Consider the following 12,034-nt stretch of genomic DNA (forward strand, 5'->3'; position numbering starts at 1 on the left):
GAAGAAGGCGCTAACAGGCAGGAAAGGTCCAGGAAACACGGGAGAGCATCATCAACCGGCTCAAGCGCAACATGACCCTGACCATCAGTTCGCTGGCACCGATCTCCCTGGTCATCACCAGCCTGGTGCTATACCAGAGCTATGTCCAGATCGAACGCTCGTCGATCAATCATGCCACCGACGGCGCACGCATCGCGCAACGCTCGATTTCACGCCACCTGGAATTGCTGTCGCTGACACCGGACGGCCTGCAGTGGCGTTATCGCCATAGCCGCAGGCAGACCATGGAGGAACCAGGACAGCTGGATGTGGTGCTGGGCGACAAGGCAGAGGCCACCTGCATCGCCACGATGGTCGTCGGCCCTACCCCGCTCAGTTCAGCGAGCAGTTGAGCCACTTGGCGATGCGGACGCCATCCAGGCGCGAGCCATCGGCGCTACCGCTGCCCAGCATGGTGACGATCACCGGACGGCGATCATGCACCAGCAGGCGCAGCACCATGTTGTGGCCGGACTCGTTGATGAAGCCGGTTTTCTGTACCGTGGCGTTGACCTGGCCATAGCGGATCAGGCGGTTGGAATTGATGTATTGCAGCTGGCCGCGTCCGATGTTGATGATCTTCTGCTTGTCCAGCGAATCATTGCGGATGAGCTGGTAACGGTTGGCGGCCTTGACCAGTTCGGCCAGTTCGCGCGGGGTCGAGACATTGTCCGGCGACAGGCCGGTGGCATTCTCGAAATGGGTATGCGGCATGCCCATGGCCTGGGCGCGTGCATTCATGGCGGCGATGAAGGCCGGCCGGCCGCCCGGATAATCGCGGCTCATGGCGGCGGCGGCGCGGTTCTCCGAGGACATCAGTGCGATATGCAGCATGTCGGCGCGCGACAGGCTGGCGCCGACGTTGAGCCGCGAATGGGTGAACTTGAGGGTATCCAGATCATCCTCGGTCACTTCCAGGCGATTGCCCATGGGCAGCGTCTTCTGGTCCAGCCAGACGATGGCCGTCATCAGCTTGGTCACCGAGGCGATCGGCGCCACGGTGTCGGCATTGCGTTCGTAGAGCGGGGTGTTGGTCTGTTCGTCCAGCACGTAGACCCCGCGCGAGAAGATGTGCCGCTGCGAGGCCGCGGTAAAGCCGCAACGCGCCAGCAGTTCCGGCTTGGCGTTGGCCTGGGGCGAGTTGGCCGTGGCTGTGGCCGCGCCGGTGGCACCGGCGGCCGCTGCAGCCGTGGCGGTGGCAGCGCCCCGCCCGCGCCGGCGGGCACGGGCCGGTGCCCGCGCGGTGGTCGCGGCAGCCTTCTTGCGCACCACCCGCTTGCGGCCCTTGGCACCACTGGCGGCCGGGCGATGCTTGCCGGCGCTGGAACCGGCAGCCTGGGCCTCGCTCACCTTGCCCGAAATCACCGTCATCATCAGCAGCAGTATGCTGCACATCAGCAGCCGGGCCAGCACGCCGGCGCGGCGCAGGATCAGCAGGAACAGGGGAAATCCATGGGCGGAACGGGGCTGCTGCGTACAAAACATCGTCGAAAACCTCAGTCGGAGCATTGATCCAAGACCGGCCATGATACGGAAACTTGGCCGTTGATGCAGCAATGTTCACCTTTGAAGCCGTCGTGGCGGAGCTGATAGCAAGAAGACAAGCCACCGCACCCGCGTGAATTTGCTTCCCTGCCTGCAACCGGGCGGCGCATAATCTGTCCATTCCAGGCCGGGGCCGGCGTGCTCCGCTCCGGTCGCCTTCGTCAGCCAGATCCATCGAAACTTCATGTCCAATCTCATCGTACACGGCGGCCGTCCGCTGCGCGGCGACATCATTCCTTCCGCCAACAAGAACGCCGTCCTCCCCATCCTCTGCGCCACCCTGCTGACCGACCAGCCGCTGCGCCTGATCGGCATTCCGGAAATCACCGACGTCAAGAAGATCCTGGAGATCTTCCGCGTGCTCGGCAGCGATGTCGCAGTGGACTATGCCAGCGGCATCCTGGAGCTGCACCACCGCGATACCTGCTTCGACCCCAGGATCCACCATCTGCCGGAAGAGATGCGCTCCTCCATCATGCTGGTGCCGCCGCTGCTGGCGCGCTTCGGCGTGGCGCGGCTGGAAAACGACGTCAAGGGCTGCACCCTGGGCGTGCGAGAGATCGATCCGCACGTGGAAGTGTTCCAGCGCTTCGGCGCGCGCGTGGAGAGCAGCCCCGATTCGCTCATCATCCGCACCGCCGGGCGCATGCAGTCCAACCATCACTGGCTGGACTACGCCTCGGTGACCACTACCGAAAATTTCGTGCTGTGCGCGGCCTCGGCCGAGGGCGAATCGGTGCTCACCAATGCCGCCTCGGAACCGCATGTGCAGGAATTCTGCCGCTTCATGGCGATGATGGGCGTGCAGATCGACGGCATCGGCACCTCGCGGGTGACGGTGCGCGGCGGCCAGCCACTGGGGGGCGGCGAATTCCGGTTCGACGAAGACTTCCACGAGATCGCCACCTTCCTGGCCATGGGCGCCATCACCGGTGGCCAGGTGCGGGTGCGCAACAGCGCGCCGGAGCAGTTCCCGCTGATCGACCGTACCTTCGCCAAGTTCGGGGTGGAGGTGGTACACGAGAACGGCTGGTCGCACACACGCCAGAGCGGCCCGCTCAAGGTGGTCAAGCCCTTCACCAGCAATATCCTCACCAAGGTGGAGGCCGCTCCCTGGCCCTACCTGCCGGTGGACCTGCTGCCCATCTTCATCGCGCTGGGGGTCAAGGCCGAGGGCAACACCATGTTCTGGAACAAGATCTATGACGGCGCCATGGGCTGGAGCAGCGAGCTGTCCAAGTTCGGCGCCCACGTCTTCCTGGGTGACCCGCACCGCCTGATCACCTTCGGCGGCCTGCCGCTGTCGCCGGCCTCGGTGGAAAGCCCCTACATCATCCGCGTGGCCATCGCGCTGTTCATGGTCGCGGCCAGCATCGAAGGGCGTTCGGAAATCCGCAATGCCCTGCCGATCCGGCGCGCCCATCCCAAGTTCGTGGAAAACCTGCGCTCGCTGGGCGCGGTGGTGGACTGGGTGGAAGAGGACTGAGGCGGGACAGAGAAAGCGGACGCCCCGAAATGCAGAAATGATATAAACAATATAGACTGTTCCCGACAAGCTGCCGGGACGGTTGACGATCTGCCTCCCGACCCGTTACCCCCTCTCATCGGAAGGAGATCCCATGATCGCTGCAACGGACGTCATCCTTCGTCTGGCCGCCGCCGCAGTGCTGGGCAGCCTGATCGGCATCGAGCGCGAGCGCCTGTCGTGGGCCGCCGGGCTGCGCACCCACATGCTGGTGTGCGTGGGTTCATCACTGATCATGCTGGTCTCGGCCTATGGCTTTTCCGGCATCCTGCAATCCGACAAGGTGGTCCTGGATCCCTCGCGCATGGCGGCGCAGGTGGTCTCGGGCATCGGTTTCCTGGGCGCGGGATCGATCCTGCTGCGCGGAGAGATCATCCGCGGCCTGACCACCGCCGCCAGTCTGTGGACGGTGGCCGCCATCGGCCTGGCCGTCGGTGGCGGGATGTATGTGGCGGCAGTGGCCGGCACCTCCATCGTGCTGCTGATCCTGGCCGGCATCAAGCCGCTGGAACGCCGCTATTTCGCCGACAAGCACAAGCGTGGCATCACCTTTCTGGTCCAGGCCGACAGCTTCAACATCGGCCATCTGCACCAGCTGATGGGGAGCTCGGCGGCGCGGGTGAGCAAGTTCGTGGTCAAGCGCGAAGCCGATGGCAGCGACTGCGATGAAGTGTTCATCGTCCTCTCGCACACCTCGGAAAAGGAATTCCAGCGCATCGTGCAGGGATTTCTGAAGCTCGACGGCGTGAAGTCCTTCGACTACACCGAACTGTGAGCTGACAGGCAGCGCCGCCACGCCCCTGTCTGTCCTTCACAAGGCAAGAGGGCGACCACCCGGTCGCCCTCTTGCTTTCCTCTGCGGCCGGCCCGTCAGAACAACAGGATCAGCAGCAGGATGATGGGAATGGGGATACCCAGCAGCCAGAGCAGAATCGCGCCCATGTCAGTCTCCTCTCAAGATTGGGGTTCAAGGTCGATGCGGTTTCAATGCAGTTCGGGTTCGCTCAGCCGGGCCTCGCGACGCACCACGGCATCACCGTACAGCTCGTTGCGATCACGCAGACGGCCACCGTAGGTCGCCAGCAGGCTGGCCACGAAGGCACCGCACAGCAGGGCCAGGAACATCCACATCGAGGCATAGGCGGCAGCCTTGCGGGCGGCGTCGGCGGCTTGCTTGGCCTTGGTGCCGGCATCGTCGATGGCGCGCTGGTAGGCGCCGAAGCTATCGGTAACGCGTTTCTCGGCATCGGCCTGCGACATGCCCGTGTGTCGGGCCACCAGTTGGCCCAGATAGCGGCGGTCGTTATCGGCCAGCTTGCCGTTGGCCAGCGAATAGCCGAACACGCGCACCACCTCCATGCGCTGGGCCGGCGTCAGTTCACGACCATCGGCCGCGGTGGGAGCGGCCAGCGGGGCCATGGGGGTGACATTACTGCCATCGCCGGCCACGGCCGGGCTGGCCGGCGCTGCAGTGCCATTGGCAGTGCTGCCGGCGGCAGCGGCGTTCCCCGTGCGGAACATCGAATCGATGAAGTAGCCCGAAAAACGGTCCGCCAGGTTGGCGGTCTGGCCGCGGCCATCGGGGCCGGCGTCCTGGCCCATGGCGGCGGTGGCGGCAGCAGCGCCGGTGCCCAGGGCGCCGCCCGCCGCACCCAGGGTCTTGGCGCCGCCGGAAATGACGCTACCGACGGCCGAACCCAGCAGGGCGGCGGTCGCCAGCGAGGCCACCGCCCAGGCCAGCAGGCCATGGGCGGTGTCACGGAAATAGACCTCGCGGGTGTGCAGCCCGGCCCATTTCACGCGCAGGCGACCGGCCAGGAAACCGCCGATGGCGGATGCCGCGATCTGCGTGAAAAGCAGCCAGCCGGCCGTGGAGTAGCCGATGGTCTTGGCCGAGACACCTTCACCGGACCACGGCGAGATCGAGGAAAAGCCCAGGCCGAAGCCCAGCATCACCAGGATGAAGGACAGCGCGGCAGCGGCAAAGGCACCGGCCAGGATGGCGCCCCAAGAGACGCCGGAACCGTTGCTGTTGACGGCCTCGACGCTGGCCGCGGGAAGGGAGTGGATGGTTGAGGTGGTCATGGGTCTCCTCGCGTTTCTTGATGGATTGATCCCTGCGGAGGCGCAGGGCCGGGGGCATTGCCACGGAGAGACTGTAGGGGCGCGCTAGCGGTAGCGCCATCGGCGGAGTTCGGCAGCTGTCGTAGGAGAGTTGGAGCACCGCATGCAGGCATGCGCGAAAGTCCAGCGGCGGGGCAGGATGCCACGCGGTGCCGCGCACTCTTGGGTAGAATGGCCGCTCCTTCCTGCGCAGACTGTTATGGCCATCACCACCTTCCTGTTCGATCTCGACGGCACGCTCATGGACAGCGATGCCCTGCACCATGCCGCCTTCAATACCATCCTGGCGCGCTGGGACCGGCACATCGATGTCGAGTATTACAAGACCCACATCATGGGCGCGTCCAATGCCATGATCTTCGGCCATCTCTTCCCCGGCATGCCGCCCGAGCAATACACGCCCCTGGCCGAGGAAAAGGAAAGCCTGTTCCGCTCGCAGCTGGACCAGCGGGTCGCTCCCACTGCGGGCATCGAGCGCCTGCTGGAGCACATCGCCCGCATCGGCGGACGCAGCGCGGTCGTCACCAATGCCCCGCGGGCCAATGCCGAGCTGATGCTGCGGGCCACCGGCCTGGACGGGCGCTTCGACGCCCTGGTCATCGGCGACGAGCTGGAGCGCGCCAAACCCGATCCCCTGCCCTACCTGACCGGCCTGCAATTGCTGGGCGGCACGGCACAACAAGCGGTGGCCTTCGAGGATTCCAGCTCGGGGGTGAAAGCGGCCAGCAGCGCCGGCATCTGGACCTTCGGCATGCTGGGCGGGCTGGACGAGGCGCGCCTGCGCGCCGCCGGTGCCGATGCCGTGATCCGCGATTTCGATGCCCCTGCATTGTGGGACAAGATCGCGCCCCGGCAGTGAACGCGGCACCGGCCTATCCCAAGGGATAATGTCGGCGCCCACGACGGGGTGCTAAGGTGCGCGGGATCATTCCCCAGCCCCTTGACCCCGTGAACAAATCCCGCCTCGAAGCCTTTAGCGACGGCGTATTCGCCATTGTCCTGACCATCATGGTGCTGGAGCTGCATGCGCCTGCCGCCGCCACGCCCGAAGCCCTGCTGGCGCTGGCGCCGGCCATGCTGAGCTATGCCCTCAGCTTCCTCTACGTGGGGATCTACTGGACCAACCACCACCACCTCTTTCAGCTGGCCGACCGGGTCGACCTGCGGGTGCTGTGGGCCAACCTGCACCTGTTGTTCTGGCTGTCGTTGCTGCCCTTCGCCACTGCCTGGATCGCCGGCCATCATCGCGACATGGCGCCGGTGGCACTGTATGGGCTGATCCTGCTGATGTGCTCGATTTCCTTCCTGGTGCTCAAGCTCTGCCTGCGCGCCTCCGAAAGCGCCCACCCGGAAGCGGCGCGCATCCTCGGTCAGGGCCGCAAGAACAGCAGTTCCATCCTGCTCTATGCGGTGGCGATCCTGCTGGCGCAGTGGGCGCCGCTGGCCGCGTCGGTGATCTACGCGGCCCTGGCCGTGCTGTGGCTGTTGCCGACCCGGCCCGGTACCACAGCGCGGCACTGAGGCCGGCGCCGGCTCAGCTGGCTTGCGGCTGGCCGAATTCGCGCACGATCAGCGCCACCAGGATCAGCACCGGCACCATCAGTCCGGCAAAACCGATGGCGTGATAGGCAAAGGCGGCGGCAATGGCACCCACGCCGAAGGACAGCACCGGCCAGACGAACTTGACACAGCGCTCGGTGGTGCCGGCATCGGCCGCGCCCCGCAGCATGTCCACCACATCGATCACCACCTGGGTCACATTGCCGGTCATCAGGGAAGTCGGCGCCAGGTGCGACAGCAGCAGGCGGCTGATGGCGCTGTGCACACCCATCGAGGCGGTGCCCAGCAGCCCCGCTGCCATCACGTAGCCCGCCGTGGGCGAATGCACCGGAACGGCGGCCAGACCGCACACCATGAAGCCGATCAGCAGCAGCAGTTGCAGCACCAGCGACCAGCCCAGTGCACGGCCGTTGCGACGCTGGATGGCGGCAATCAACAGGCGCGCCACCGCCACTCCGACGATGAAGGCCGGAAAGGCCAGGAACTTGAGCAGGATGGACATCTGCGAGGTATCGGCCAGCGCCGCACCGATGAGGATGAAGTTGCCGGTGACATGGGCGGTGAACAGGCCGAACAGGGCGATGAAGCCCAGGGTATCGACGTAGGCGGCGAGAAAGGCCAGCCCGGAGGACTGCAGGCGGTTGCGTTGTGCGACATTCATGGAGCGTCTCGCTGAAGATGGAAGTCTGAGGATGGCCGCACACCATAGCATCGCCGCCGGCGCGCGCCCATTATCTCTGGGGATAGCTGGGCGCTCCGGAATACTTGTCAAAAACATCAGAAGCCGGGCCTCAACGATGTGACAAAGGCATTTTCTACAAAAAACAGCACATTTGTACAATCCAAATCCGGGCTGAATGCAGATGATAGACGTTACTGCACAGCATGGCCCGGGGCGCCCGCGATCCGCGTGGTCCACCCTGCTCTGTCGCACAGATTCTCGCAACCAGGCAGGACGGATGTCACCATGGAAAGTACCGTATTTGTCCTCGACGATGATGGCATGGTCAGGAATGCCCTGCTGCGGCTGCTGGCCTCGGCCGGCCTGAGCGCACGCGGCTTTGCCGCGGCCGACGAGTTTCTGTGCACGCCGTTGCCGGACACGCCCTGCTGCCTGCTGCTGGACATGAAGATGCCTGGTTCCGACGGCTTCGAGGTGGTGCGCCGGCTGGAACAGCGCGGCGACGCCATTCCCGTCATCTTCATCTCCGGCTACGGCACCATCCCCGCCACGGTCATGGCCATGAAGGCGGGCGCGCATGAATTCCTGACCAAGCCCATCGAAGACGAACGCCTGCTCAACGCGGTCAGGGATGCGCTGACCATTGCCGAGCGCCAGCGCCACCTGCGGGCCGAGCACGCGGCCAGCGCCTCGCGCCTGGAAACCCTCACCCCGCGCGAGCGCGAAGTGCTGGAGCTGGCCATCGGCGGCCTGCTCAACAAGCAGATCGCCACCGAGCTGGGCATCAGCGAGATCACCGTCAAGGTCCACAAGCGCCGCGTGATGGACAAGATGCAGACCAAGACCCTGGCCGACCTGGTCCGGGCCGCAGAACGTCTGCAGATCCATTCGGCCCGGCAGCGCTGAACAGAACGAAGGGGCAGCCTCCTGGGCAACAGCATGCTCCAGTCATGCGGCGTACAGCCCTACGGTGCCACACCGCCCCCTTCCCTCAGGGCGCCTGACCGGAGACCGGGTTTCCTTCCTGATCGACCCACCGATAATGCTCCGGCGCGCTCTGTCCGCGGCGCAGGGGATTGCGGGTGCAGTGGCGCGCATAGGCCGGATCGACGTAACGGTAGGGAAGGTGCTCATCGCGTCCGATGGGAATCCCCAGCCGGGTGGTCTGGATCAGCAGGGCCGGCGCCGCGCCGACATCGTCGACGAACAGCTCGTCCGGATCGAATTCCCGCGCATCCCAGTCCGGCACCTTCAGCGCCAGCGACCGGCACAGCAGGGTCTGGCCGGCACACAGCCGCTCGGGCGGCCGCGGCATACCGGCGGCGTCCGGGTTTCCTGCTGCATGATCGCCAGGGCCTGCGGGCCCGCCAGCGCATCGATCCAGGGGAAACCGGATTTGATCAGCACGGCATTGCCCGGGCCGCGCGCGCTGATGTTGAACGAATCGCCACCACGGGCGTAGTACATGTAGATGGTGCCTCCCTCCATGAACAAGGCACGGCGCTTGTGGGTATAGCCCAGCGATGCGTGGCTGCCGCGGTCATCGAGGCGATAGGCCTCGGTCTCGATGATGCGCGCCGAGAGCCACTGCCCGCGCCAGCGACGACGCAGGACCTTGCCGACCAGGGCGCGCGCAAGCACCGGGCTGTCCTGGTCGAAGAAGGAGGTCGGCAGCGGGTGGAAGCGGAGTGGCAAGGGCTGGTTCATGCGGACCGGCGCTGGCGGCTAGGGTGACATCCGCATCCAGGCCGCCGGCCCCATGCCCTTGATCTGCTTGAAGACCCGGCTGAAATGGCTCTGGTCGGAAAAGCCGCATTCCAGGGCGATGGCGGTCATGCCTTTTTCACCCTCGCGCAGCAGACGACAGGCCAGTTCCACGCGCTGCTGCTGCAGCCAGGCATGCGGTGGCAGGCCGAAGCTGTGCTTGAAGGCGCGCGCAAAGTGCGCCCGAGACAGGCCGCACTGGCTGGCGATCTCGGCCAGGGTCAGGCGCTGCGACAGGTGCGACAGCATGTACTCGCGCGCGCGCAACTGTTGCCAGCTGGCCAGGCGCCCGCCACCGCCGCCGCGCGCCACCGGCTGGCCGCCATAGCGTTGCGCCAGGTGGGTATGCAGGGCCATGGTGACGGTATCGAGGAAGACCGTATCGCTATCGTTGGCCGCTCCGTTCAGCGCCGGCAGCATGGCGTGCAGCAGATGCCAGACCACCGGATCGCGGATGGTCTGCACCTGCCGCAGTCCGCCGATACGCCGCCCGCCCTCGTCGCTCAACTGTTCGATGGTGGCGCGTGGCAGTTGCAGGCGTACATTGTCGTAATCCGAGAGATGCTGGCAGCGCCACTGCTCGCGCAGGTCGGTGATGGCCATGTCGCCATGCCGGTGACCGCCGCTATGCACCAGGCGCTGGCCGCGCCAGAGCTTGTGATGACGGAAATCCTGCAGCTGCACGATGACCGAAAAGGCATCTTCGGTGGGGATATCGATGACCGGCGGCGGCGCCGGGGAGGACAGTGCCGAGGGCGCCTGGGCGGCACGAACCAGGGCGATGTCGTCTTGCATCCGGATGCGCTTCATGAGACGGGATGGGGCGTGTGACATCGTCATTCTTCCAGGCGGGTTCGAGCGGACGGTGGGCTGCGCGAAGCAACGAAGGCCTACTTTAACAAAAAACGCAAATGGGCAGGACCCGCAGGTCCTGCCCATCGCTGCTCTGATCCTGCCGGATTCAGAGCGAAGTACGTCCCGATTCGAACAGGAACCAGGCCCGCTGCTCGGCCTCGTCGATCCAGTTCTCCAGCAGGCTGGCACTGGCCACATCGCCATGCTCGTCGCACAGTTCGTGGGTGGCCATCATGAAACCGACCAGGCGCAGATTGTCCTCGCGCAGTTCGGCCAGCATGTCGGACGGCGTGACGAAATCGGCATCGTTATCGGCCAGCCGTTGCAGCTTGCCGATATGCCCGGTGGAACGCAAGGTGGTGCCGCCGATCTTGCGTACCCGCTCGGCCACCGCATCGGTGATGGCGATGATCTGCTGGGACTGGTCGTCCAGCAGCAGGTGGTAGTCGCGGAAGTGCGGCCCCGACATGTGCCAGTGGAAATTCTTCGTCTTCAGATACAGGGCGAAGATATCGGCCAGCAGCATGGTCAGCGCGCCGCCGATTTCCCGGCTGGCCTGCTCGGAGAGCAGCGCCGGAGTGGCCAGCGGCGCCAGGCGGCGCTGTTCCAGTTGCTGGCGTTGCTTGGCGTCCAGGCTCATGGTGCTTATCCCTTCAGGAAGGCCAGCAGGTCTTCGTTGATCTGGTCCTTGTGGGTGGCGCACAGGGCGTGCGGGGCGCCGCTGTAGATCTTCAGTTGCGCGCCCGGCACCATCTCGGCCACCAGCTTGCCGGTAGTGGCGAAGGGCACGATCTGGTCGTCGTCACCGTGGATCACCAGGGTCGGGAAGTTGAACTTCTTGATGTCTTCGCGGAAGTCGGTGCCCGAGAAGGCCGTCACGCAGTCCAGCGTGCCCTTGAGCGAAGCCAGCATGGCGATATTGAAGGTCTGTGCCAGCACGCCCGGGCTGACGGCGTCAGCCTTGCCCGGACGATTGGTGCCGAAGAAGACGGCGGCGAAGTCGCTGATGAATTGTGCGCGGTCCTTCAACAGACCGGCCTGGATGCCGGCGAACACTTCGGCCGGCACGCCCTGGGGGAAATCCGGCGCCTGGCCGAAGATCGGGGTGACCGCGCCCAGCAGGGCGGCCTTGGCCACGCGCTTGGTGCCATGGCGGCCGATATAGCGGGCGACATCGCCGCCGCCCATGGAGAAGCCCACCAGGGTCGCGCCCTGCAGGTCCAGATGATCCATCAGCTGGGCCAGGTCGTCGGCGAAGGTGTCGTAGTTGTAGCCGCTCCAGGGCTGGCTGGAACGACCGAAGCCACGGCGGTCATAGGCGATCACGCGGAAACCGCGTTCGGCCAGGAAGTTCATCTGGTACTCCCACATGTCGCCGTCCAGCGGCCAGCCATGGCCGAACACGACGGGTTGACCACTGCCCCAGTCCTTGTAATAGATTTCGGTGCCGTCGCGGGTGGTGATGGTGCTCATGGGTATGCTCCTTGGTGAGGTGTGAGGTGGAGAAAAAAGGCTGCCTACGATTGGGCGATGCCGCGTCCCAGGCGCCACTGGCCGGGGCCGCACAGCGCGATGGAAGTGAAGATCACCAGCAGCAGCCAGCCGAACTGGCCTTCGGCGATGCTCCAGCCGGGGTGGACTGCCAGCATCGCCACAAGCAGCACGCCGATGATGGGCAGGCAGGCCAGGCGGGTGAAGATGCCCAGTACGATCAGGATGGGACAGAGCGCTTCGGCGAAGATGGCCGCCCACAGCGAGACGGTCGGTCCCATGCCGAAGGGATCTTCGATCACGCTCAGCTCATGGGCGTAATGCAGCAGCTTGGGCAGGCCATGCACGTAGAACAGCATGAAACTGCCCGCCAGACGCAGGAACAGCAGGCCCAGGTCCAGGGGCGGAACCGGCAAACCCTGCCGGTGGGGAGTTTGGCGCGCCTGCAT

At 65.4% G+C, this 12,034-nt stretch carries 13 protein-coding genes and 1 pseudogene; 6 read left to right on the top strand and 8 right to left on the bottom strand.

Annotated elements, in window-relative coordinates:
• Positions 1-71: 71 nt before the first annotated feature.
• Positions 72-392, top strand: coding sequence for a hypothetical protein (locus VE092_RS02880; RefSeq protein WP_324873656.1), 321 nt, complete (start codon positions 72-74; stop codon positions 390-392).
• Here the strand turns inward: VE092_RS02880 and VE092_RS02885 are convergent.
• Positions 373-1,524 carry a serine hydrolase gene (locus VE092_RS02885; RefSeq protein WP_324873658.1) on the bottom strand — a complete coding sequence of 384 codons (1,152 nt, stop codon included), beginning with the start codon at positions 1,522-1,524 and terminating at the stop codon, positions 373-375. The genes VE092_RS02880 and VE092_RS02885 overlap by 20 nt on opposite strands.
• Before the next feature lie 244 nt (positions 1,525-1,768).
• Between VE092_RS02885 and VE092_RS02890 the strand changes: the two genes are divergently transcribed.
• Both VE092_RS02890 and VE092_RS02895 read left to right on the top strand, forming a co-directional pair.
• Positions 1,769-3,070: a UDP-N-acetylglucosamine 1-carboxyvinyltransferase gene (locus tag VE092_RS02890; RefSeq protein WP_324873660.1), complete on the top strand. Its 1,302-nt coding sequence runs from the start codon at positions 1,769-1,771 to the stop codon at positions 3,068-3,070.
• 133 nt (positions 3,071-3,203) lie between these two features.
• On the top strand, positions 3,204-3,884 hold the full coding sequence (locus tag VE092_RS02895; RefSeq protein ID WP_324873662.1) for an MgtC/SapB family protein: 681 nt from the start codon (positions 3,204-3,206) through the stop codon (positions 3,882-3,884).
• A gap of 209 nt (positions 3,885-4,093) precedes the next feature.
• On the opposite strand, the gene VE092_RS02900 is transcribed toward VE092_RS02895, so the two are convergent.
• Positions 4,094-5,194, bottom strand: a complete 1,101-nt coding sequence (locus tag VE092_RS02900; RefSeq protein WP_324873664.1) for a hypothetical protein — start codon at positions 5,192-5,194, stop codon at positions 4,094-4,096.
• A 238-nt stretch (positions 5,195-5,432) separates the two neighbouring features.
• Between VE092_RS02900 and VE092_RS02905 the strand changes: the two genes are divergently transcribed.
• Both VE092_RS02905 and VE092_RS02910 read left to right on the top strand, forming a co-directional pair.
• Positions 5,433-6,092, top strand: coding sequence for an HAD-IA family hydrolase (locus VE092_RS02905; protein WP_324873666.1), 660 nt, complete (start codon positions 5,433-5,435; stop codon positions 6,090-6,092).
• Between the two features lie 89 nt (positions 6,093-6,181).
• On the top strand, positions 6,182-6,754 hold the full coding sequence (locus VE092_RS02910) for a TMEM175 family protein (protein ID WP_324873668.1): 573 nt from the start codon (positions 6,182-6,184) through the stop codon (positions 6,752-6,754).
• A 13-nt stretch (positions 6,755-6,767) separates the two neighbouring features.
• On the opposite strand, the gene VE092_RS02915 is transcribed toward VE092_RS02910, so the two are convergent.
• Positions 6,768-7,454: a YoaK family protein gene (locus tag VE092_RS02915; protein WP_324873670.1), complete on the bottom strand. Its 687-nt coding sequence runs from the start codon at positions 7,452-7,454 to the stop codon at positions 6,768-6,770.
• Between the two features lie 306 nt (positions 7,455-7,760).
• Here VE092_RS02915 and VE092_RS02920 point away from each other — a divergent pair, with 306 nt between their 5' ends.
• Positions 7,761-8,381 carry a response regulator transcription factor gene (locus VE092_RS02920; protein ID WP_324873672.1) on the top strand — a complete coding sequence of 207 codons (621 nt, stop codon included), beginning with the start codon at positions 7,761-7,763 and terminating at the stop codon, positions 8,379-8,381.
• Between the two features lie 85 nt (positions 8,382-8,466).
• Here the strand turns inward: VE092_RS02920 and VE092_RS02925 are convergent.
• The 5 genes and pseudogenes from VE092_RS02925 to VE092_RS02945 all read right to left on the bottom strand — a co-directional run bounded on the left by VE092_RS02925 (position 8,467) and on the right by VE092_RS02945 (position 12,034).
• Positions 8,467-9,182 (bottom strand): annotated as a pseudogene (locus VE092_RS02925) (DNA-3-methyladenine glycosylase).
• Positions 9,183-9,200: 18 nt separating this feature from the next.
• Complete coding sequence (locus tag VE092_RS02930) at positions 9,201-10,034, bottom strand: AraC family transcriptional regulator (protein WP_324873674.1); 834 nt, start codon at positions 10,032-10,034, stop codon at positions 9,201-9,203.
• Positions 10,035-10,200: 166 nt separating this feature from the next.
• Positions 10,201-10,734: a DNA starvation/stationary phase protection protein gene (locus VE092_RS02935; RefSeq protein WP_324873676.1), complete on the bottom strand. Its 534-nt coding sequence runs from the start codon at positions 10,732-10,734 to the stop codon at positions 10,201-10,203.
• 5 nt (positions 10,735-10,739) lie between these two features.
• The gene (locus VE092_RS02940) at positions 10,740-11,567 is read right to left on the bottom strand and encodes an alpha/beta hydrolase (RefSeq protein ID WP_324873678.1); all 828 of its coding nucleotides are present in this window, start codon (positions 11,565-11,567) and stop codon (positions 10,740-10,742) included.
• A gap of 44 nt (positions 11,568-11,611) precedes the next feature.
• Positions 11,612-12,034, bottom strand: coding sequence for a DoxX family protein (locus tag VE092_RS02945; protein ID WP_324873680.1), 423 nt, complete (start codon positions 12,032-12,034; stop codon positions 11,612-11,614).

It is taken from the genome of Herbaspirillum sp., from assembly GCF_035644555.1.
Lineage (GTDB): Bacteria > Pseudomonadota > Gammaproteobacteria > Burkholderiales > Burkholderiaceae_D > Herbaspirillum.

What these genes read in the sequence shown, in the direction of transcription:
- VE092_RS02930 (WP_324873674.1), bottom strand. Translation starts at nt 10,034, where the DNA reads ATGCAAGACGACATCGCCCTGGTTCGTGCCGCCCAGGCGCCCTCGGCA.
- VE092_RS02940 (WP_324873678.1), bottom strand. Translation starts at nt 11,567, where the DNA reads ATGAGCACCATCACCACCCGCGACGGCACCGAAATCTATTACAAGGAC.
- VE092_RS02890 (WP_324873660.1), top strand. Translation starts at nt 1,769, where the DNA reads ATGTCCAATCTCATCGTACACGGCGGCCGTCCGCTGCGCGGCGACATC.
- VE092_RS02920 (WP_324873672.1), top strand. Translation starts at nt 7,761, where the DNA reads ATGGAAAGTACCGTATTTGTCCTCGACGATGATGGCATGGTCAGGAAT.
- VE092_RS02915 (WP_324873670.1), bottom strand. Translation starts at nt 7,454, where the DNA reads ATGAATGTCGCACAACGCAACCGCCTGCAGTCCTCCGGGCTGGCCTTT.
- VE092_RS02935 (WP_324873676.1), bottom strand. Translation starts at nt 10,734, where the DNA reads ATGAGCCTGGACGCCAAGCAACGCCAGCAACTGGAACAGCGCCGCCTG.
- VE092_RS02880 (WP_324873656.1), top strand. Translation starts at nt 72, where the DNA reads ATGACCCTGACCATCAGTTCGCTGGCACCGATCTCCCTGGTCATCACC.
- VE092_RS02895 (WP_324873662.1), top strand. Translation starts at nt 3,204, where the DNA reads ATGATCGCTGCAACGGACGTCATCCTTCGTCTGGCCGCCGCCGCAGTG.
- VE092_RS02945 (WP_324873680.1), bottom strand. Translation starts at nt 12,034, where the DNA reads ATGCAGGCGCGCCAAACTCCCCACCGGCAGGGTTTGCCGGTTCCGCCC.
- VE092_RS02885 (WP_324873658.1), bottom strand. Translation starts at nt 1,524, where the DNA reads ATGTTTTGTACGCAGCAGCCCCGTTCCGCCCATGGATTTCCCCTGTTC.
- VE092_RS02905 (WP_324873666.1), top strand. Translation starts at nt 5,433, where the DNA reads ATGGCCATCACCACCTTCCTGTTCGATCTCGACGGCACGCTCATGGAC.
- VE092_RS02900 (WP_324873664.1), bottom strand. Translation starts at nt 5,194, where the DNA reads ATGACCACCTCAACCATCCACTCCCTTCCCGCGGCCAGCGTCGAGGCC.